This window comes from Lentzea xerophila (genome assembly GCF_051094245.1).
Lineage (GTDB): Bacteria > Actinomycetota > Actinomycetes > Mycobacteriales > Pseudonocardiaceae > Lentzea > Lentzea xerophila.
The window spans coordinates 4,897,885-4,918,557 of the sequence record NZ_CP194934.1 but is presented as its reverse complement, the minus strand read 5'-3'; the positions used below and the strand labels follow the sequence as shown (position 1 = coordinate 4,918,557).

20 protein-coding genes are annotated in these 20,673 nt (G+C 69.4%); 11 read left to right on the top strand and 9 right to left on the bottom strand.

The window, feature by feature from the left end; genetic code table 11:
* Positions 1–416: 416 nt before the first annotated feature.
* Complete coding sequence (locus ACRSBM_RS23500) at positions 417–890, bottom strand: heme-degrading domain-containing protein (protein ID WP_434446034.1); 474 nt, start codon at positions 888–890, stop codon at positions 417–419.
* Positions 887–1,894 carry a Gfo/Idh/MocA family protein gene (locus tag ACRSBM_RS23495; protein ID WP_434446032.1) on the bottom strand — a complete coding sequence of 336 codons (1,008 nt, stop codon included), beginning with the start codon at positions 1,892–1,894 and terminating at the stop codon, positions 887–889. The genes ACRSBM_RS23500 and ACRSBM_RS23495 overlap by 4 nt, the downstream gene beginning before the upstream one ends.
* A gap of 38 nt (positions 1,895–1,932) precedes the next feature.
* Between ACRSBM_RS23495 and ACRSBM_RS23490 the strand changes: the two genes are divergently transcribed.
* From ACRSBM_RS23490 to ACRSBM_RS23470, 5 genes are all read left to right on the top strand, one after another.
* Complete coding sequence (locus tag ACRSBM_RS23490; protein WP_434446030.1) at positions 1,933–2,904, top strand: ROK family protein; 972 nt, start codon at positions 1,933–1,935, stop codon at positions 2,902–2,904.
* 10 nt (positions 2,905–2,914) lie between these two features.
* Positions 2,915–3,715 (top strand): helix-turn-helix domain-containing protein, encoded by an 801-nt coding sequence (locus ACRSBM_RS23485; RefSeq protein WP_434446028.1) that lies wholly within the window; start codon positions 2,915–2,917, stop codon positions 3,713–3,715.
* On the top strand, positions 3,712–4,110 hold the full coding sequence (locus tag ACRSBM_RS23480; RefSeq protein ID WP_434446026.1) for a VOC family protein: 399 nt from the start codon (positions 3,712–3,714) through the stop codon (positions 4,108–4,110). Before ACRSBM_RS23485 ends, ACRSBM_RS23480 begins: the two co-directional genes overlap by 4 nt.
* 64 nt (positions 4,111–4,174) lie before the next feature.
* Positions 4,175–7,567 carry a S8 family serine peptidase gene (locus ACRSBM_RS23475; RefSeq protein WP_434446025.1) on the top strand — a complete coding sequence of 1,131 codons (3,393 nt, stop codon included), beginning with the start codon at positions 4,175–4,177 and terminating at the stop codon, positions 7,565–7,567.
* A 146-nt stretch (positions 7,568–7,713) separates the two neighbouring features.
* Complete coding sequence (locus ACRSBM_RS23470; protein ID WP_434446023.1) at positions 7,714–8,484, top strand: methyltransferase domain-containing protein; 771 nt, start codon at positions 7,714–7,716, stop codon at positions 8,482–8,484.
* A 122-nt stretch (positions 8,485–8,606) separates the two neighbouring features.
* Here the strand turns inward: ACRSBM_RS23470 and ACRSBM_RS23465 are convergent, their stop codons facing one another.
* Positions 8,607–10,268: a DEAD/DEAH box helicase gene (locus ACRSBM_RS23465; RefSeq protein WP_434446021.1), complete on the bottom strand. Its 1,662-nt coding sequence runs from the start codon at positions 10,266–10,268 to the stop codon at positions 8,607–8,609.
* A gap of 48 nt (positions 10,269–10,316) precedes the next feature.
* Complete coding sequence (locus tag ACRSBM_RS23460; protein WP_434446019.1) at positions 10,317–13,430, bottom strand: phosphodiester glycosidase family protein; 3,114 nt, start codon at positions 13,428–13,430, stop codon at positions 10,317–10,319.
* 23 nt (positions 13,431–13,453) lie between these two features.
* On the opposite strand from ACRSBM_RS23460, the gene ACRSBM_RS23455 reads away from it, so the two are divergent.
* A complete protein-coding gene (locus tag ACRSBM_RS23455; RefSeq protein ID WP_434446017.1) occupies positions 13,454–14,329 on the top strand; it encodes a hypothetical protein in 876 nt (291 codons plus the stop codon).
* Here the strand turns inward: ACRSBM_RS23455 and ACRSBM_RS23450 are convergent.
* Together ACRSBM_RS23450 and ACRSBM_RS23445 are read right to left on the bottom strand one after the other, a co-directional pair.
* A complete protein-coding gene (locus ACRSBM_RS23450) occupies positions 14,301–14,549 on the bottom strand; it encodes a hypothetical protein (RefSeq protein WP_434446016.1) in 249 nt (82 codons plus the stop codon). The genes ACRSBM_RS23455 and ACRSBM_RS23450 overlap by 29 nt on opposite strands.
* On the bottom strand, positions 14,531–14,743 hold the full coding sequence (locus ACRSBM_RS23445) for a zinc finger protein (RefSeq protein ID WP_434446014.1): 213 nt from the start codon (positions 14,741–14,743) through the stop codon (positions 14,531–14,533). The genes ACRSBM_RS23450 and ACRSBM_RS23445 overlap by 19 nt, the downstream gene beginning before the upstream one ends.
* Positions 14,744–14,759: 16 nt before the next feature.
* Between ACRSBM_RS23445 and ACRSBM_RS23440 the strand changes: the two genes are divergently transcribed.
* The 3 genes from ACRSBM_RS23440 to ACRSBM_RS23430 are packed head-to-tail and all read left to right on the top strand — an operon-like array spanning position 14,760 to position 16,729.
* Positions 14,760–15,677 (top strand): DUF5753 domain-containing protein, encoded by a 918-nt coding sequence (locus ACRSBM_RS23440; RefSeq protein ID WP_434446012.1) that lies wholly within the window; start codon positions 14,760–14,762, stop codon positions 15,675–15,677.
* Positions 15,678–15,688: 11 nt separating this feature from the next.
* Positions 15,689–15,850 carry a DUF397 domain-containing protein gene (locus ACRSBM_RS23435; RefSeq protein ID WP_434446011.1) on the top strand — a complete coding sequence of 54 codons (162 nt, stop codon included), beginning with the start codon at positions 15,689–15,691 and terminating at the stop codon, positions 15,848–15,850.
* A gap of 21 nt (positions 15,851–15,871) precedes the next feature.
* Positions 15,872–16,729, top strand: a complete 858-nt coding sequence (locus ACRSBM_RS23430; RefSeq protein WP_434446009.1) for an ornithine cyclodeaminase family protein — start codon at positions 15,872–15,874, stop codon at positions 16,727–16,729.
* A 95-nt stretch (positions 16,730–16,824) separates the two neighbouring features.
* On the opposite strand, the gene ACRSBM_RS23425 is transcribed toward ACRSBM_RS23430, so the two are convergent.
* Positions 16,825–18,045 (bottom strand): family 16 glycosylhydrolase, encoded by a 1,221-nt coding sequence (locus tag ACRSBM_RS23425; RefSeq protein WP_434446007.1) that lies wholly within the window; start codon positions 18,043–18,045, stop codon positions 16,825–16,827.
* Positions 18,046–18,323: 278 nt separating this feature from the next.
* Here ACRSBM_RS23425 and ACRSBM_RS23420 point away from each other — a divergent pair, with 278 nt between their 5' ends.
* Complete coding sequence (locus ACRSBM_RS23420; RefSeq protein WP_434446004.1) at positions 18,324–18,887, top strand: TetR/AcrR family transcriptional regulator; 564 nt, start codon at positions 18,324–18,326, stop codon at positions 18,885–18,887.
* Entirely contained in the window at positions 18,884–19,447 is a 564-nt protein-coding gene (locus tag ACRSBM_RS23415) for a hypothetical protein (RefSeq protein WP_434446002.1), read from the top strand. Before ACRSBM_RS23420 ends, ACRSBM_RS23415 begins: the two co-directional genes overlap by 4 nt.
* On the opposite strand, the gene ACRSBM_RS23410 is transcribed toward ACRSBM_RS23415, so the two are convergent.
* Complete coding sequence (locus ACRSBM_RS23410; protein WP_434446000.1) at positions 19,403–19,825, bottom strand: nitroreductase family deazaflavin-dependent oxidoreductase; 423 nt, start codon at positions 19,823–19,825, stop codon at positions 19,403–19,405. The genes ACRSBM_RS23415 and ACRSBM_RS23410 overlap by 45 nt on opposite strands.
* The gene (locus ACRSBM_RS23405) at positions 19,826–20,599 is read right to left on the bottom strand and encodes a helix-turn-helix transcriptional regulator (RefSeq protein WP_434445998.1); all 774 of its coding nucleotides are present in this window, start codon (positions 20,597–20,599) and stop codon (positions 19,826–19,828) included.
* Positions 20,600–20,673: the final 74 nt, after the last annotated feature.

The following is a 20,673-nucleotide window of genomic DNA, read 5'->3' as shown; positions in this document are numbered from 1 at the left end:
AATCCGTCACAGTCACAACCCACACCCACCTATCTCAATGCGCTAATGGACCAATCCGATAAGCCTGAATGGACGTTAGTCAGCGCGGATGAGGGCTGGGAAGGCGCCAAGAAGGCGACATTCGGGTGGGTGGTTTGCGCCTGATAGTGCTACGCAGAGTGCAACTGCTGTACTACGCAACTGCTTGGGATCGGCAGTTGGGTGAGACCTGACTATTCGTCTAAGTAAGGAATAAAACACTCGTTTGGCTCAGTAGGATCACCCTTTCGTGCGCATTGTGGGGAGGTGATCGACTGCTATGAGACACCACTCCGAGTGGGATGCAATCCACTCGAAGTGGTGTGTGGCAATACGGCGTTCACCTCAGGGTGTGGGTCAGGGCAGACGTTAGGATTTTGTGCCGACAACTATTCGTGCTATTGCGTGTCGCGGGAGTTCAGGAACGATTCCAGCTGCGTGACGACGAACTCGTGGTCCTCGGCCTGGGGCAGCCCGGAGACACCGACGGTGCCGACCGGGCCGGTGCCGCGCAGGATCACCGGGAAGACGCCGCCGTGCGCCGCGTACAGGTCCGGGTCCAGGCGCGACTCCGCCTCGAACGTCGTGCCCTTCTCGCGGAACTCCGTGCCGACGTAGAACGAGCTGTGGCCGAACAGGTCGACGACGCGGGCCTTGCGCTCGAGCCACCTGTCGTTGTTCGGCGCGGTGCCGGGCAGTGCGGCGTGGAAGAGCCGATGACCGTTGCGCTGCACCGAGATCGCGATCGCCAGACCCTGTTCGCGGGCGGCGTCGAGCAGGTGCAGGCCGAGCTCGATCGCGACGTCGTTGCCGAAGCGGGTGAACTGCAGGCGCCGCTCCTGGGCGAGGAGCTCCGCGCAGGTGGGGTTCACAGCTCCACCACCCGGTTCTCGCGCGCGGACGTGAACGCGGCCTCGATGATCCGCAGCGCGTCCACGGCACCGGCGGGGTCGACGGGGATCCGGCCGGCCCGCAGCTCGGCGTAGAAGCTCTGGTACGCACCGGGTTCGACGGCGACCTCGATGGTCTTGCCGAGGATGCCGAGCGTGCCGGTGCGCTCCTCGCGCCCCCAGTCCGGGTCGGTCGGGCGGCGGCCGGCGGCGAGCGCGTCCTCCTGCTCGTCCAGGCCGCTGATCTCGAACGCGCCCTCGCTGCCGAGCACGCGGAACCGCGGGCCGTAGTTCGCCGCGTGGGCGTTGGCCCACAGGTGGGAGCGGACGCCGTTCTCGTGCGTCAGTGCCACGAACACGTCGTCGTCGACCTGCGCGCCGGGACGACGCCGGTCCAGTTCCGCGTAGACCTTCTCGACCGGCCCGAACAGCTGCAGCGCCTGGTCGACGAGGTGGGCGCCGAGGTCGTACAGCAGTCCGCCGGCCTCCTCGGGAGCGCCGAACTCGCGCCAGTTGTCCCAGATCTCCGGCACCCAGCGCTCGAAGCGGGACTCGAAGCGCCGGACCTCGCCCAGCTGGCCGAGGACCCCGCGGACGGTGAGGAAGTCGCTGTCCCAGCGGCGGTTCTGGAAGACCGTGAGGGGCACGTTCCGGGCCTGCGCCGAGGTCATGAGCTCCCGGGCCTCGGCACTGGTCGGCGCGAACGGCTTGTCGACGACGACCGCGACGCCCTTGTCGATCGCGCGCCGCGCGTACTCGGCGTGCGTCCGGTTCGGGGTGGCGACGACGATGAGGTCGAGGTCCAGCTCGAACAGCTCGTCGGCGGTGACGATCGCCGCGTCCGGGTACGCGGCACGGGCCTGCCCCCGCCGCTCCGGGTTCGCCGTCACGATCGCGACGAGGTCCATGCCCCCGGTCGAGGAGATGAGCGGGGCGTGGAAGACCCGCCCCGCTATGCCGTAACCCAGCAGTCCGACTCGTGTCATGCTTCCAATTAAAGCAACGCTGTTGAATAATTGCGACCGTGGACCTCACCTCGCTGCGTTCGCACAACAACCGGACCGTGCTCAGGCTGGTGCGTTCAGGGGCTCTGAGCAGGGCTTCCATCGCCGCCGAGGCCGGGCTGACCCCGCAGGCGGTCTCGAAGATCGTGGCGCGGCTCATCGAGGAGGGCCTGCTGGAGGAGACCGGCGCGGTCCGTGCCGGTGGCCGCGGCAAGCCCCGGATGTCGCTGCAGTTGCGGGCGGGCGGAGCGCAGGCCTATGGCGCGTACATCGACCGTGACGAGCTGCGCGTGGTGCGGCTCGACCTGACCGGTGAGGTGGTGTCGTCGTCGGTCGTGCCGCTGCCCGTGATGTTCACCCCGGATGACGTGCTGGAGGCGTTGTTCCCGCTCGTCGGACCGGGGGAGCGGGTGCTCGGGCTGGGCATCGGGATCGCCGGGCCGCTGGACTTCGCCGGCGGCGTGGTCGATCCGAACGGCCTGCCCGGCTGGAAGGGCGTGCCGTTGCGAGCCTTGGTCGAACAACGGCTGGGCCTGCCCGTCACCGTCGACAAGGACACGAACGCCGCGGTGCTCGCCGAGGCGTGGCAGCGGCCGATGCGGGACGCCGCGGTGGTGTTCGCGGGTACCGGTCTGGGCGCGGGACTGTTGCTGGGCGGCGAGGTGCACCGTGGCGCCCGGTCCGGCGCCGGCGAGTTCGGGCACACCACGATCCAGCTCGACGGACCGCTCTGTGTGTGCGGGCGGCGCGGGTGTGTGGAGGCCGTGCATGCCGGAGCCGGATCGGATGCGCCGCGGGTGCTCGGTGCGGCGGTGGCGAACCTGGTGCAGCTGCTGGATCTCGACCAGATCGTCCTGAGTGGACGGTCGGTGCTGGAGGCGCCGGAGGCGTATCTCGCGGCGATGCCGGACGTGGACGTGAGCGTCACGTCCTACGGCTCGGACCTCGTGCCCGTCGGCGCTGGGCTGCTCGTGCTGGGGGAGTTGTTCTAGCATCGGGGGCGTGGACGTCGAGCACGTCGTCGGCCTGCCGCACCCCCGGCTGCGGCCGTTCGTCGCGCGGTACTCCGGGTATCGGATGGTGACCGAGCCCGGCGTCCACCGTGGGCTGCCGTCGCGCTCGCTGACGCTGATCGTGACGCTGGACGGCACCGTCGACCTGGACCAGGGCCGGTTCGCCACGCTGTGCGGCGGCCTGCACGACGAGGCGGTGCTCATCTCGCACGACGGGTTCCAGCACGGCGTCCAGTGCGACCTCACGCCACTGGGCATGCGGGCGTTCTTCGGTATGCCCGCCGGTGAGCTCTCGGGCGTGACGGTCGGGCTCGACTCACTCGACGCTCCGGCCGCCGAACTGCGCGACCGGTTGCGGGGCGCGCCGACGTGGACGGACCGGTTCGCACAGCTGGACTCGCTGCTCGGCAGGCTGGTGAGGCCGGTGAAGCAGCAGGTCGAGGTGGCGTGGGCGTGGCAGCGGCTCGCGGCCGGGGCGCCCGTGGCCGAGATCGCCGCCGAGGTCGGGTGGAGCCGGCAGCACCTGAGCGCGCGGTTCGCCGCGGAGTACGGGCTGACGCCCAAGGTCATGAGCCGGGTGATGCGGTTCGAGCGGGCGAACCGGATGCTGCGCGGCGAGCGCCGGCCGACACTGACCGAGGTGGCCGCTGCCTGCGGTTACACCGACCAGGCGCACTTCAACCGGGACTGGCGCGCGTTGTGCGGCGCGACCCCGACCGAGTGGATCGCGGCGGAGCTTCCATTCGTACAAGGCAGCGAGCGCGGTCAGGGCGCAGAGTTGCCGTCATGAGCACACTCACACCTACCTGTTGGCCCTGTCTGTCCTACCAGGACGCTCCTGCCGCGATCCGCTTCCTCGTGGAGGCGTTCGGGTTCAAGGAACATCTCGTCGTGCCGGGGGAGGCCGACGGCGAGGTCGTGCACTGCGAGATGGTCTGGCCCGAGGGCGGCGGCGTGATGCTGGGGTCCGTCGTCCGCTCGGTCGGCGAGGTCGAGGCGACCAGGGCCGGCGCCGGGTCCATCTACGTGGTGACCGACCGGCCGGACGAGATCCACGCGCGGAGCCTGGCGCACGGGGCCACCGAGATCCGCGGGCTGCGCGACGAGGACTACGGGTCACGCGGCTTCACGGTGGCCGACCCCGAGGGCAACCGCTGGAGCTTCGGCACCTATCGCGGAGCGTGAGGCAACCTCCCACCGGACTTCGGAGTCTCCAGGTGTGGAGAGGTTCACACCTTGGGGAGGACACGTGCGCCTTGCGCGCTGTTTGGTGATCACCGCTCTCGCCGCCGGACTGCTCAGTCCGGCGGCGACGGCGCAGGCAGAACCTGCGCGAGCACAGCACACCTCGGCCATCACGCTGATCAGCGGTGACAAGGTCGTCGTGGACGAGCGCGGGGGACTCGTCCGGGTCGAGGGGCGGCCCGGCATGCAGTTCGCCCAGTACGTGCGGGACGACCACCAGTACGTGGTGCCGGCGGACGCGATCGCCGCGGTGGAGCAGGATCGCGTCGACAAGCGCTTCTTCGACGTCACGGCACTGCACTCGTTCGGCTACACCGACGACAAGATCGGCCGGATTCCGGTGCTGGACAACGGTTTGCGGGCTGCTGCCGTGCCGAAGAAAGAAGCGGCGGGGCGCTGGAACAACCCGCGTGCTCGCAGCGCCGGGAAGTTGTGGCTGAACGGCAAGGCGAAGATCTCGCTGGACCAGAGCGTGCCGATGGTGGGGGCGCCCGCCGCGTGGCAGAGCGGGTTCGACGGCACCGGGGTCACGGTCGCGGTACTCGACACCGGCTACGACCAGAACCACCCCGAGCTCGCCGGCGTCGTGTCGGTGGCCAAGGACTTCACCACGGCTGGCATCCAGGACAACATCGGTCACGGCACGCACGTCGCCGCGACCATCGCGGGCCGCGGCGACAGGTACTCCGGCGTGGCGAAGGGCGCGAAGCTCGCGGTCGGCCGCGTCTGCGAGGCCACCTGGTGCGAGGACAGCGCGATCCTGGCCGGCATGGAGTGGGCCGCGCGCGAGGTCCGGGCCAAGGTCGTCAACATGAGCCTCGGCACGGACATGTCGTCCGACGGCACGGACCCGTTGTCGCTCAGGGCGAACCAGCTCACCGCCGAGACCGGCACGCTGTTCGTCGCGGCGGCGGGCAACATGGGCGACCGCCGCAAGGTCTCCGGACCGGCGGCCGCCGACGCTGCGCTGGCCGTGGCGAACCTGACCAAGTCCGGCACGGTGAACGAGTGGTCGTCACGCGGTCCTCGCCACAACGACTTCGCGGTCAAGCCGGACATCGCGGCACCAGGCACGGACATCGTGGCCGCACGGGCCGAGAACACGCTGTGGGAGCACTACGTCGACGATCTGCACGCCCGGCTGACCGGGACGTCGATGGCGGCACCGCACGTGGCCGGCGCGGCGGCGGTCCTGGCTCAGCGCAACCCGTCCTGGACCGCCGCCGAGCTCAAGGCGCACCTCATGGGGACGGTGAAGCCCGTCGCCGACACGCCGTCGAACGTCGGCACCGGCCTGCTCGACGTGGGCCGGGCGGTGTCGCAGCAGGTACGCGCGGACGTCGGCAGCCTGTCGTTCGGGTTGCTGGAATGGCCGCACACCAAGACGTTCACGAAGACGATCACCTACTCGAACGCCGGGACGGCGCCGGTGACCCTGGCGTTGCAGCACGATCTCGGGGCCGATTTCGCGGTGCCGGCGTCGGTGACGGTGCCGGCCGGTGGCACGGCGGCGGTCGACGTGGTGCTGGATCCCCGCAAGGGCATCGGCACGTTCTTCGGCCACATCAAGGCTTCCGCCGACGGCATCGCGCTGACCACCGCGGCCGGCGCGTACGTGCAGGAGGAGCGCCGCACGTTGTCGTTGTCGATGATCGGCCGCGACGGCAAGCCGGTGCCCGACGAGTTCGTGGTGCTGGTCGACCTGGCCACGAGGGAAGCCTCGGTGCTGAGCATCGTCGACGGTGCCGGCTCGGTGCGGATCGGCGTGGGCGACTACGCGGTGATCGGCCGGATCGACGAGAAGACGCCGAACTACGCCTGGTTCAACCCGGTGTCGGCGACCGAGGTGGCCGGTCGCGTCTCACTCACCAAGGACACCTCGGTGACGCTGGACGCGCGGCAGGGCAAGGCGATCAACGTCAAGCTCCCCGAGCAGGAGTCGGTGGTCTGGTACCGCCAGGCCGACCTGCGCGTGCCGTTCAAGCCGGGCAGGGTCAACGGTGTCGCCAGCGTCATCGACGGCCGGGTGCCGTTGTACGGGCTGTCCTTCGGTCCCGCGCTGCCGGAACTGACCTACGACTCGGGTCTCAAGGGCGGACAGCCGTTGCTCACGGTCGTGGGCGGATTGCCGGTGCAGTACTTCGAAAGCAGTCCGTACCTGCCGGCGGGTGACCACGAGCTCGACGTGGCCGAGCGCGGCGCCGACGTGCGCGGCAAGCTGGCTTTGGTGCGCACCGCGGGCGAGGACGTGTACGAGGCCGCGCGGACGATGCAGGCGGCCGGTGCGGTCGCCGTGCTGTGGGCGGGCCCGGTGCCGTTCGGAGGCGACGAACGGACGGCGATCCCGGTGATCACGGTCGGCGAACACCACGTGGCCACCACGCCGTCGCGGCTGAAGTTGCGCGCCATCACGGGTTCTCCGGTGTCCTACACGTTGTACCTGCAGGACAAGGGCGCGTTGCCGATCGGCACGAAGCACATCCGCCGTTCCGAACTGGCCGAGGTCAAGGCGCGCTACCACTCGTCGGGCGACGACGGCTACGTCACGCAGCGGAACTACTCCGTGCGGAACGGCGCGGCCGACCTGAGCGGGGGCGCGTTGGACGAACGACTCATGGTTCCCGTGCAGCGCACCGAGTTCTACACGGCGGGCAACGGTATCGGCTGGCACCAGGAGGGTTTCCACAACCCGACTGCCACGTCGTGGGCGGACCTGAAGCCGGTGACGTACGCGCCGGGCAGGAAGTACGAGCGCTCGGACCTCCGCGCGGTCAGCTCACCGCGGTTCGGCCGTCCGTCCCTGGTGACCTGGTCGCAGGGCGGTGGCGTCGAGCGGGCAGGTGACGTGGTCACCCTGCGGATCTCGCCGTTCGGCGGGTCCAGCTGGGTGGAGAACTGGCAGCTCAGCGGCTACGGCTTGGTGGAACTGCGGCACAACGACGTGGTGGTGGGCTACTCGGACGTGCGCGAGGGCTCAATCCACGCCCCCGACCGCACCGGTAGGTACAAGCTGACCCTGGACGCGGCCCGCGACACGTCGGCTCTGTCCACTTCGGTCCACACGGCCTGGGAGTTCGCGGGCGCCGCCGACGGCAGGCTGCCGTTGTTGGAGGTCGACTACGCGCTGCCGGTCGACCTGCGCAACAGCTGGAAGGCCGGAGCGCCGATGCCGGTGAAGTTCACCGCGTCGCGGCAGTCCGGGGCCGGGCCGGCCACGATCCGTGAGCTTCGCGCGTTCGCGTCGTTCGACGACGGGGTCAGCTGGGTGCCCGTGAAGTCCATCGTTCCCCCTGGCGGGAAACCCGGCGGCGCTGTGTCGCTACGGGTGGTGGCGACGGACACCGACGGCAACACGGTGGACCAAACGGTCCTGCGCGCGTACCGGCTTCGGGCGTAACCGCACGGCCGTTCGGTCGTTGTAACACGCTGCGGCACCTGCCTTGTTGTACGCGAGACGGTGAAGGACGCGGACGTCTCGCGGCGGGCAGGTGCCGTCGGTTATCCGGTGGCTCGGTGCACGCCTGTGTGGTGGCATTTCTGCCCATGGGGACTTTCGAGGAGCTGGTGGCCGAGGGGGCCGCGGTACCGCTGGAGGGCTGGGACTTCTCCTGGTTCGAGGGCCGCGCCACGGAGGAGCGCCCGCCGTGGGGTTACGCGCGGATGATCGCCTCGAAGCTCGCCGCCGTGGAGTCCGCACTGGACCTGCAGACCGGCGGGGGAGAGGTGACGGCGTCCGCGCCGACCAAGCCCCGGCTGCTGGCGGCGACCGAGTCGTGGCCGCCGAACGCTCTCGTCGCGCGCCGGAACCTGCCGGACGCGGTCATCGTGCGCACACCGGACGAGGGGCCGCTGCCGTTCCACGACGGGGCGTTCGACCTAGTGATCAGCCGGCACCCGGTGGTCACGCCGTGGGGCGAGGTGGCGCGGGTGCTCAAGCCCGGCGGCACGTACTTCTCGCAGCAGATCGGTGCCGGGACGAACCACGGGCTCACGGAGTTCTTCATGGGGCCGCAGCCGGTCGGGGACTACCGCTCGACCGCGCGGACCCGTGCTGACGCGGAGGCTGCGGGGCTTCTGGTCACCAGGCTGGAGGAGGTGGCGCTACGGGTCACGTTCCTCGACGTCGGTGCGGTGGTGCACTTCCTGCGGAAGGTGCTGTGGACGGTGCCGGGGTTCACCGTGGAGGGGTATCGGGACCGGCTGCTGGACATGCACGCGCACATCCAGGAGCACGGGGAGTTCGTGTGCACCTCGACGCGGTTCTTGATCGAGGCTCAGCCCAGGTCCGCTGCCGTGGCTGTTGACCAGATTTGATCTCGCCTGCCTTCACGGGCACTGTCGTCCTGCCGAAGGCGGTCTTTCCCGATCAGCGGTGAAAGCCGTACTACGACAGCGGCCCCTTCCGGCGAAACCGGAAAGGGCCGCTGTGCGTTGGGTCAGCGGGGCTGGCGCTCGCGCCGGATCGTGACGCGCTTGCCCTTGATGGTGGCGTCACGCAGCTGCTCGATCACGTCGTTCGCCACCGTGCCCGGCACCTCGACCAGCGAGAACCGGTCGGCGATCTCGATCGCGCCGATGTCGCGGCCCTTCAGGCTCGTCTCGCCGGTGATGGCGCCGACGATGTCCTGCGGCCGGATGCCCGACGAGCGACCGGCGCCCAGGAACAGCCTGGTCATGCCCTCGGACGGGCCTCGGCGTTCGCGGCGGGGGCCCGCGGGGGCGCCGTCGCGGCGTGGGCGGTCCTCGCGGGGGCGGACCTCCGGGATCTCCTCCTCGTCCGCGGCGGCTCCGGAGGCCTCGTGGGCCAGCTTCACCGCCGCCAGGGCGATGTCCATGACGTCGAACTCGTCGGCCAGCGTCTCGACTACCACGCGGAACCGCGAGAGGTCGTCCTCCATGAGCGATTCCTGCAGCGACGAGCGGGTCAGCTCCAGCTGGCGGGCGCGCAGGTCGGCGACCGTGGGGACCTTCTCCATCGGGATCTTGGTCTTGGAGACGCGCTCGATCGTCTTGAGCATCGAGTTCTCGCGCGGCTCGACCAGGGTGATCGCGACGCCCTCGCGGCCGGCGCGGCCCACGCGGCCGATGCGGTGCGTGTACGCCTCGGGGGCGGACGGCACGTTGTAGTTCACGACGTGCGTGAGCTGCTCGATGTCCAGGCCGCGGGCGGCTACGTCGGTGGCGACCAGCAGGTCGGCGGTGCCGCCGCGCAGGCGGCCCATCACGCGGTCGCGCTGCTCCTGGCTGATGCCGCCGTGCAGCGACTCGGCGCGGTAGCCGCGGCCGTTGAGGGTCTCGGTGAGCTGGTCGACCTCGTCGCGCGTGCGGCAGAAGACGACGGCGGCGGCCGGTGCCTCGACGTCGAGGATGCGGCCGAGAGCGGCGGGCTTGTGCTCGCGGCGCACCAGGTACGCGGTCTGCCGGACGCGCGGGGCCTCGCCCGGCTCCGTCTTCTCGCGCTCGATCTGGATCAGCACCGGCTCGCGCAGGTGGCTCTTGGCCATGCGGTTGATGCGCGGCGGCATCGTGGCCGAGAACAGGACGGTCTGCCGTTCGGCCGGGGTCTCGCTGAGGATCGCGTCGATGTCCTCGGCGAAGCCCATGTCGAGCATCTCGTCGGCCTCGTCGAGCACGACGACCTGCAGGTCGCCCAGCTGCAACGTGCCGCGCTGCAGGTGGTCGATGGCGCGGCCAGGGGTCGCGACCACCACGTCGACGCCGCGGGACAGCTCGCGCAGCTGGCGGCCGATCGGCTGGCCGCCGTAGATCGGCAGCACGCGCGTGCCCATGTGGCGGCCGTAACGGTGCACGGCCTCAGAGACCTGCACCGCCAGCTCACGGGTCGGGGCGAGGACGAGGGCCAGCGGCTTCTCACCCTTGCCGATCCGGTCGGCGATGCGCTCGAGCAGCGGCAGCGCGAACGCCGCCGTCTTGCCCGTGCCCGTGGCCGCCTGGCCCAGCAGGTCGTTGCCCGCGAGCAGGGGCGGGATCGCTTCGCTCTGGATCGGCGTCGGCTCCTCGTAGCCCAGAGTGGTGAGCGCGTTGAGGATGTCGGGCCTCAGCCCCAGGTCGGCGAAACCGTTGTCGGCGGTGGTCATGACGAGTATCTTCCCCCACCGCCCGACATCGCACTAACTCAGACCAGCTCAGGCGGCCTCCCGCAGGCCGACGCGCACTTCCGCGCCGCTCGTCACACCGTTGACCGTGACCGAGATCTTGACCTGACCAGGCCTGATCCCGGTGAGGACACCGGTGTCCGGTTCGAGCCAAGCCACGTGCCACGGCCTGATCCCGTCCGCCGCGCCCACGTGCAGACCGCGTGACCCTTCCCACACCGCGGATATCGGATATCCCACCGGAACCGTCCGCGTGCCCTGTTTCACCGTGGCCACAACCTTTTCCGACGTGCCGAACCGCAGGTGTGCCGGCGCCTGGACCTGGAGTGCGTCCACGTGCGGCCGGATCTCGGCCTTGACGCCGTCGGGTGTGACGCCGACGAGCGTCCAGCCGGTGAACCCGCCCGCCTCGGCCGGTGCCTTGCCGGAGTTGCCGTTGACCACGTACGGGACGCCGTCCACTGTGGACGCGTAGAACCCGCCGACGTGGCCGCCGATGAACGCCGTGGGTTCGTCGCGTTCGGACAGCAGCCGCTCGAGGTAGGCGGCTTCCAGCCGGTCGTCGAGCTGGCTGGTGCGCGCGGGCGTCGGGTCGCGCGGCGGGTGGTGCATCATCACGACGGCGGTGCCCTCGGCGGTCTCCAGAGCGTTCTTCAGCATCTCCATCTGCTCGAAGCCGCCGCCTCTGATCGTCTCGGTCGACGAGTCGAGCAGCACGAACCGCGTGCCCCTGTGGTCGAACGTGCGGTGGGTGGCGCCGAACTCGCGGCGGAAGTTGTCGATCGTGCCCGGCCCCATGATCTCGTGGTTGCCCGGTACGTAGTACCAGGGGAAGTCGCCGAGCTCCTCGGTCAGGACCCTGCGCGCGAACCTGAGGTCCTCCGGGGACGCCTCGTCGACGAAGTCACCGTTGACCACGACGAACTCGGCGCCGGACGCCCTGACCTCCCTCAGCGTGCGGCGGGCGGACCTGACCAGGTCGCTGTCCGGGGCGCGCGCGACGAACTGGGCGTCCGACACGACGGCGAACCTCCAGCCCTCCGCCTGGCCGACCACGTCCTCACGCAGGTCCGGTGCGGGCGGCAGGGTGACCGCCGGTGGCACCCTCGCCACGATGTCGTCGACGACCACCTCGCCCCGGTACGAGCGGTCCGCCTTGGTCTCGATGGTGTAGAACCTCGTGACCTGGACGGGGAACCTGAGTTCCGGCGGCACCGCGACCTCGATCCGCTGCCAGCCGGTCCAGGTGATGTACGGGCCGTAGAGCGATCTCGACTGTCCCGTCGAGTCCCTGACGGTGAACGCCGTCCACTCACCCTTGCCGCTGCCGTACACCTGGGCTGCCAGCGAGAGCGGCTGTCCGGTGATCTCCAACGGTTCCGGCGGGATGGCGTAGGCGGTGCGGGTGCCGGTCGACTGGGTGAAGTCGTAGGTCAGCTTCAGGCCCTGACCGGTGCTGCCGCGGGGATCCGGTTCGACCTTCCCGGTCGCGCGGGCCGACCCGAAAGTCCACTGTGGAGCGTCGTCGAACCCGGCGACCAGCTCGTCCCGCACACCGACGGTGACCGCCACCAGCGTCTCCTTGCCCTGGGCCCGCGCCCTGACGGTGGTCGCGCCGGTCCCCAGCGCCCTGACGCGCAGGTCCGGGGTCACCTCGATGATCTTGCGGTCGTAGTGGAGGTCGAGGTCGGCGCGCTCGATCGGCGCGCTGAAGCTCCTGGCGTCGAAACCGTTGATCCGCAACGGTTTGCTTTCGCCCTGGCGCAGGCTGATCCGGGGGCTCTCCGGCGCGAGCCGGGCCAGCCTGCCGAGCACGGTGAGGTTCGCCGTCTTGGTCACGGAACCGCGGGAGGCGGTGAACGACGCCGGTCCCGGGGTCGATGCGGCGTGGAAGACGTCGCCCAGCGCCCAGCCACCGGTCGCGCGTGTGACGTGCTCGTCGTAGGCGGCCGGCCCGAACGTCTCGTCGTGGCCGCGGACGGTCATCCTGCGGGTCAGGCCCGGGAAGACGCGCTTGCTCGCGGCCTGGACGTCGAACCCGGTGAGCCTGCCGGTTCCCGGCGGCGAGTAGAGCGCGAGGCCGTTCGGGACTGGGCGTTCGGCGCCGTCCGACGGCGTGTTGACCAGCTTGAGCTCCGTGGTGCCGGGTTCGCGGGCGAGCATGGTCGACGAACCGCCGCCGTCGAGGTTGAGGGCGTTGTGCGCGCCGAGCTCGATCATGACGTCGGCGAGGTCGGCCAGGTCCAGCCCCTGCAGGTAGGCGCTCTGCCGCCCGTCGACGGTCAGCAGCACCATCTTCTTGCCGTCCTGCGAGAACCCGACCGCCGTGCGCGGGTGCACCGGAGCTGCCGGTGCGACGTTCCTGCCGTCCCTGACCAGCAACTGCCGCCCGCCGATGGCCGTCTTCGGGGTGCTGCCGTCGCTGGTGCGGCTCTGGTAGGTCACGCTCACGCGGTCGCCGGGCCTGAGTGTTTTGAGCACGTCCGCGCCCTTGTCCCGGCCCACCAGCGCATAGCCCTGGACCGGCTCGGCGCTCGGGCTGCCCACGGTCTGGACGACGTCGTCCCGGACGATGACCTCGGCCGTGTTGGTCGCACCTTGGGTAGCGCGCGCTCTGCTGTACGTGCCCCACAGCGGGTTGAAGACACCGATGCCGTCCACGTCGATCCGCGCGCTGTTGAGCTGCGTCAGCTTGTGCGTGCCGTTGAGCGTGCCTTCGAAGAAGGTCTCCATGACGCTGCCGACGCCTGCCGCGTCGATGCCGACGGCTCTGCCCCGGCCGGACTTCCTGAGCTGCCCGTCCTGGACGCCGATGCCCTCCGGCGCGTTGGAGTTGTCGATGTCGAAGAAGTCGCCGTTGACCGCCGCGACGGCTCGGGGCGTCTGCTGCGACAGGGGAACGGCCTGCGCAACGGTGCCGGGGTCGACGTACCCGACCTGCGCTTTCGTGAGGTCGACGGCGAGCGCGTCCCCGCGGACCCACCCGTCCGGCGCGTACCAGTCGAAGGAGCTCAGCGTGACGCCGGGAGCGACGGGCCTCTCGGTCCGCTCGGTCTCGATACGTCTGACGACATCGGCCTGAACAGGGGAAACGGGCGCAAGGAGGGCAGCGGTGAGGATTACCGCAAGTGCACGTCTCGTCACACCCTGGAACCTAGACTGGTCCGGTGAAGAATCGCCTAACGGTCTGCGCCTCGCACCTGATCACCTTGCCGAGCGCACCCCACGGCCCGGTCCGCGAGGCGATCGCCGCCGCTCGCGACGCCGTGGCGGCTTTCGACCCCGAACTGGTCGTCTTCTTCGGCACCGACCACCGCCGCGCCTTCCGGTCCGTGGTGCCCACCTTCGCCGTGGTCCTCTCGGCGACGGCCCAGGGCGACGTCGCCGGCCCGACCGGCTCCTACGACGTGCCCTCGGACCTCGGGCGTGCGCTGGTGGCCGACCTGGTCGCGCACGAGTTCGACATCGCCACGGCCTTCGGGGCCTCGCTGGACCACGCGTTCGGGCACACGGCTCGCGACTTGCTGGGCGCGATCGACGCCAAGCCCGTGCTGCCGATCTTCGTCAACTGCGCCTCACCGCCACACGCGACCTTCCGCCGCGCGGCGTCGCTGGGACGCCACGTCGGGGAGTTCTTCGCCGGCAGGCGCGTGCTCTACGTCGGCTCGGGCGGGCTCGCGCACGACCTGCCGGGCTTCCGCGAGCCCGAGACGGGCGTGGTGCTGACGGAGGAGGAGCGCCAGGCGTGGATCAAGGACGTCAACGAGCGCGCACGGCGTGAGGGCACCATCCGCGAACTCGTGCGCACCTGGGACGAGTCGTTCCTCGCCGGCATCGGTGGCACGGCCTGGGAGTGGCTCGACGAGATCGGCACCGACCTGGTCGCGCGCGGAGGCAACGGCGCCGCCGAGTGCCTCACCTGGACGGCCGCCTGGGCCGCCGGTGGCCAGGCCCTGACGACGCTCGCCCACGAGTTCGACACCAGCGGCCGCGCCGTCGTCGTGTCGGAGGCCTTCAAGCAGGAGGCATCTCCACCGTGCTGAGCTCGTCGGCCTCGGCCAGGTACAGGCGGCCGAGGTCGACGAGCAGCGTGCCCAACTCGCGATAGTGCTCCGCGCGTTCGAGGTCGGGAATGAGCCCACATGTGCGCAACATGTTTTGTGCGAGCAACTCACCGAACTGTGGATAAGTCTTCACCACCTCACGCGAGAGGCGTTGAAGAGATATGCGGAGCAGATCCTCGGTCAGGATTTCCGCGGCCATGGCAGGATCCCCTCGCTCTCGCGCCAGATGCCGTCGCAGTCCCAGCACGTGGGCCAGACGTTCTTGTCGTTCCACAGGCTGATCTGGTGTGGTACGAAGGGATTCCCGCACAGTGTTTCGACCAGCTGCCCCTTCGCCAGCTCGTCGGGGATGGCGTGCCGCAGCCCCTCGTGGGGCGTCCAACGAAATCTCACAGAATCATTGTTGCGTTTGGAGGGGCTCCAAGCTAACGCCCTTTTGGGTTGTGTTGCGACCAAACGTTCTGGAATGGCGATGAATGCGACTACGGTCCTCGTCATGCCGAAAAGATTCTCCACTGCAAGGGGTCGGGAGTTCGGTGACGGGCTCCGCGCGGCCATCGCTGCCACGGGCATGACCTCGCGCGCGGTCGCCGATCTCGTCGACTGGCAGGAAGCCAAGCTCTCCGACCTGGTCAACGGCAAGGGCGGCGCCACCGAGCTCGAGCTGGCGCTGTTGCTGGGCACCTGCCGGACGCCGGCGCCCGAACGCGATCACCTGATGACCCTGTTCCGGGCGACGAACGTCAAGGGATGGCTGCAGGAACACGGGGCGGCCGAGCCGATCCAGCCCCGCACCCTCGTCCACCACGAGGCCATCGCCAAGACACTCATCAGCTGGTTGCCGTTGTTGGTGCACGGCACGTTGCAGATTCCGGACTATGCGCGCGCGGTGATAGCGGCGAACGCCAACGTGCCGGATGACGAAATCGAGGAGCGCGTCGCGGCGCGAGTGGCGCGGAAGGAGGCGCTGAGGCCAGGGCTGAAGGCGACCTTCTTCATCCACGAATCGGTGTTGCGGACGCCGGTCGGTGGTGAGGAGGTGATGCGCGCCCAGTTGCGGCACCTGTCGAAGGTCTCGATGCGGCCGAACGTCGTGATCAGGGTGGTTCCCACGTCCATAGGCGCCCATGCCGGGCACTCGGGCGGTTTCAACCTGATGAGGTTCCACAAGATCGAGCCGGTCGTGTTCGTGGAGAGCGAGAACGCCAGCCTGATCATCGAGGCGCCACTGCCCATCAAGAGCTATGACGCGGTGGTCGAATCACTCGGTCGGACGGCGTTGGACGAGGAACAATCGAGGAGTCTGATCAACGACATCGCCGGTTGAGGAGAAACCTGATGGCCGAGTGGCGCAAGAGCACCTACAGCGCGAACGCAAGTGAGTGTGTGGAGATCGCCACCGGCGTCGGGATCCGGGACAGCAAGGCGCCTGCCGCCCACGTCGAGGTGGACGCGGACGCGTGGACGGCGTTCCTGAGCGCGGTCAAGGTCGGCCGCTAGCCGGTCGTTACCATCCGAACCATGACCATGCCCGCTGCGATCGAAGCCGTCCGCGCCGCGTTCGTCGGGCTCGCCGCGGAGGAGTTCGACCTGCCGCCGCGGCACGCGTTCAGCGAGAGCCGGTCGCTCGTGATGGCGGTGCACCACCGGCCGACGAGGTCGACGGCGGTCAAGGTCGTCAGCATCGAGGTCGAGCGGGATCCGGTGATCACGGGCACGGTCGTCTACTCGCATCCGGACGGGCAGTTCGTCACGGACGCGGTGCCGCTCACGACGCTGCGGACCGGCGCTGTCGTCGGTGTGGCAACGGATCTGCTCGCCGACGAGGACGCGTCGCACCTCGCGCTGCTGGGTGCCGGGGCGCAGGCGGCGGACCAGGTGCGGGCCGTGCACGCGGTGCGGCCGTTGAAGAAGCTCGTCGTGTTCAACCGTGATGCCAAGAAGGCGGAGGCGTTGCTGGAGAGCATGAAGGACGAGCTGCCGGACACGGTGATGGACGTCGCCGCCAACGCGGAGGAAGCCGTGGAGAGCGCGGACGTCGTGTGTTGTGCGACGGCGTCGACGGTGCCGTTGTTCCGTTGCGACGCGCTCAAGGAACGGGTGCACGTCAACGCGATCGGCTCGTATCGGCCGGTGATGCGGGAGCTGCCCCAGGAGCTGCTCGCCACCGCGGGAGTCGTCGTGGTGGACCAGGTCGAGGCGGCGCTGAGCGAGGCCGGTGAGGTCATCAGGGCGGTCCAGAGCGGAGTACTCCGGCTGGAGTCGCTCGTCGAACTCGGTGCGGCGCTGGGGAATCCGCCGTTGCGCGAGGGCCGGACGGTGTTCAAGTCGGTCGGCGTGGCGGTGCAGGACTGGGCGGTCGCACGGCTGCTGGCATGAGAAAGCGCTGGACGTGAACCCATCCGCCGTGAGGGCTCACGTCCAGCGCTGCGATTCTCCTTGTCAGGCCATGCGCAACCTGTCAGGGAGAAACCTCAGACCTGCCACTTCTGGCTGGCGACGCCGAGGCAGTCCCAGATGTGGAGCTTCGTGCCGTCCGCCGAGGAACCTCCCACGGTGTCCAGGCACTTGTTCGCTTGCGGGTTCACTATGTCTCTGGCGCCGGTGACCACCCACTGTTGTGCGCCGGTTCCGTTGCAGTCCCAGAGTTGTACGGCCGTGCCGTTGGCGGTACCTCCGCCGGACACGTCCAGGCACTTGCCCAGCGCGCGGATGGTGCCGTCACCGGGACGGCTCCACTTCTGGGCGTTGTTGCCGTTGCAGCCGACGATCTGGACCGGCGTGCCGTTGGCGGTGTTCGCCCACGCCACGTCGACGCACTTGCCGCCGATGCCGCGGATCTCCGAGCCGCCGCCGATGGGTCCGTTGTCGTTGGAGACGCGAACCCAGTCGACCACGAGCTGCTGCGGGAACGTCGTGCTGGCATCCGGGTAGCCGGGCCACTCACCACCGACCGCGAGGTTGATGATGATGAAGAACGGCTTGTCGAACACCCACGGGTTGCCGTTGACGTCGGTCGGGGTGTTGCGGGCGTAGACGTTGCCGTCCACCGACCACGTGATCTCGCCCGGCTTCCAGTCAACCGCGAAGTTGTGGAAGCCGTCGGAGAAGTTCGGGCCGTTGTAGGCGTGGGACTTGCCGCCCGCGCCGGAGTAACCGGGGCCGTGGATCGTGCCGTACACGGTGTTCGTCTGGTGTCCCAGGAACTCCATGATGTCGATCTCACCGGAACCCGGCCACGGGTTGCCGCTGTTGATGTCGGCACCCAGCATCCAGAACGCCGGCCAGATGCCCTTGCCCCGCGGCATCTTCATGCGTGCTTCGAAGCGGCCGTAGGTCTGGGTGAACTTGCCCGCGGTGTTGATGCGGGCGGAGGTGTACTGACACCGTCCGTACCAGCAGTTGTAGTTGCCGGGGTTCTCACGCTTGGCGGTGATGACCAGGTTGCCCTGGCCGTCGTGCGCCGCGTTCGAGGTACCCGCCTGGTACCACTGGTGTTCCTTGTTGTTGCCGTTGTTGTTGCCGACTTCCATTTGCCACTTGCTGCCGTCGACACCGGTGCCGGCGGGAGCGTTGAACTCGTCGGCCCAGGTCACCGCCGCGTTGGCAGGGGGAGCTTGGCTGGTGGTGGCGACGGTGATCCCTGCGGCCACCATCAAGGCGGCGGCAAGGGCCGTCCCGATGCGTCGATGCATCGAACCGACCTTTCCGGGTGTTTAGTTGTTGCGCCCAGTGGTTCGGAAGTGTTGTCGCGCCGTGACCGTCGGTCAACGTGTAAACCTTTTCATGATTTTGTCAGATGAGAGCGCTCTCAACTGATCTAGCGCGTGAGCTGCGGGTTTGGAGCCGTAGAAACTAAGTTGTGGCCGAAAGTGGCGTGCTACAGGTTCAGACCATCGTTCGGGAGACGCTGTCTGGCCCACCGGAGAGAGGGGTCTTGACGGCGGAAGCTAACGCAATTAGCTTTACGGCTATGGCAGTTCGAGCACGACTCACCACCGCGAAAGTCGTCGACGCTGCGCTGGAGCTGGTCGACGAGCACGGCGTCGAAGGACTGACGCTCGCCGCCGTCGCCGCCCGCACCGGTGTCGCCACACCGTCGCTCTACAAGCACGTCGCCAGCCTCGGCGAACTGCGCGGGCACGTCGGCGTGCGGGTGATCGAGGACATGACGGCCCGGTTCACCGAGAAGGTTCTGGGCAGGGCGGGCGACGATGCCGTCACGGCGCTCATGCACGCCTACCGCGCGTACGTCCAGGAACACCCGAACCGCTACGCGGCCGCGCCGATGGACCCGCTGCACGACGAACTGCAGCAGGCGGCGGGCGCGAAGCTCCTGGAGGTCATGTTCGCCACTCTGCGCGGCTACGGCCTGGAGGGCTCCGAGGCCGTCCACGCCACGCGACGGCTGCGGGTGATCGTGCACGGCTTCGCGTCGATCGAGTCCGGCGGCGGGTTCGGCCTGCCGGAGGGTCTCGACGACACCTACGACCAGCTCGTCCGGATGTACCTCGACGATCTCAGGGGACGATCATGAGAATCCCGCTCGCCCTGGCCGGTGTGCTCTTCCTGCTGTATCCCGTGACGAGGCCGTGGGAGGACGAGACGACGGCCGCCGGTGCCGCCGCCGCGATGGGGTCGGCCGCGTGGGTCCTGTCGCACCTGTTCGCCATGATCGGCTTCATCCTCGTGCCGATCGCGTTGCTCGAGGTCCACCGCGCGGCCGCGATCACGTTCTGGGTCGGCGCCGGGCTCACGCTGCCGTACTACGGTGCCGAGGACTTCGGGCTGCACGCGATCGCGGCGCAGCCCAACGTCCTCGAACTGGCGGAGTCGGTGCGCTACCACCCGGTCGCCGTCACGACCTTCGGCGTCGGGCTCGTGACGATGGGCGTCGCGGCGGTCATGGTCGCCCTCAGGCTCCGCACCACGGCGGCGATCGTGTTCGCGGCCGGGTTCGCGTTGTTCCTGCCGCAGTTCTTCACCCCGCCGGCGGCGCGGATCGCCCACGGCGTCCTCATGGTTGTGGGCTGCGTCTGGCTCGCGTGGGACTCAGCGCGTAGTCAGGCGGAAGATCCGCAGCTCGCGGCCGCCTGACCGCTCCACGTAGTCCTGGAACGACGGCCAGGCCGCCACCATCCGGCGCCACGCGGCCTCGCGCTCGGCACCTTCCAGCAAAGTGGCCCGCACGTCACGAACGTCACCGCGCACGTTGACCTGGATGTCGGGGTTCTTCAGGACGTTCGCGGTCCAGGCCGGGTGGTTCGGCTTGCCCCAGTTCGACCCGACGACCAGCATCGAGGACCCGTCGGCCACGTACTGGACCTGGTTCTCGCGCCGCTCACCGGACTTCGCGCCGACGGTGATCAGCGTCAGGCCCGTCTGCCCGCTGAACGAGACGAGGGTGAACTTGCCGCCGGTCAGCTTGTACAACAGGCGATCGGTGCCGATCACGGCCTTCTCGAGCAACGACATTCAGAGCGCTCCCGTCGACCGCGCCGCGTGGACCGCGGCGGTCCTGTTGTGCACCCCCAGTTTGCGCATCGCGCCGCGGAGGTAGGCCTTGACGGTCTCGGTGCTCAGCCCGAGCTCGGCGGCGATCTCCCGGTTCGACGCACCGACCGCGACCAGCCGGAGCGTATCGAGCTCGCGTGGCGTCAGTCCGCTGGGGACGCTGACGGGAGCCTCGCCGCCGAGGTTCTGGTGGACCTTGCGAAGTCGGTCGCGCAGCAGGGGATCGCCGACGAGCTTGGTGACCTCGGCGAGCTCGCGGAGGGCGGCCTGCAGGTGCAGGGAAGGCATGTCCAGGTCCCGTGCGAAGCTCTGCGCGATGGCGCCGGCCACCCTGATCGCCCGGTCGCCGACGGTCGCCTGCCCGCGCACGGCCCCGTAGAGGACGCCTTGCACGGTGCCGCGCACTGTCACCGGATAGGCGAACACCGAGGTCAGGCGTTCGTCCACGACCACCATCTGGTCGAACTCGTGGGTGATCGCGCGGGTCGTGGCGTAGTCGTTGACGCGGACCGCGGTGCCCATCGCGATCGCCGTGCCGCCGAGGCCCCGGCCGGCGCCGACGCGCAGGCCCCGCAGCGACGTGCCGTGGGTGCCGAAGAAGCTGCTGAGCACCAGGTCGTGGCCGGGTGTGACCGCTCCGCCGAACACGACGGGCAGCCCGGTGGCACGGCGGAGCATGTCCAGGCGCTGCGGGAGCAACGCCTGGAAGCGGGGCGAGAACTCCCCGGTCAGCACGTGCGTGCCCGACGTCGAGAGCCCAACGGAGTGCCCCTTCCCGTGGTGAAGGACCAGCGGTCCGAGCGGACTCC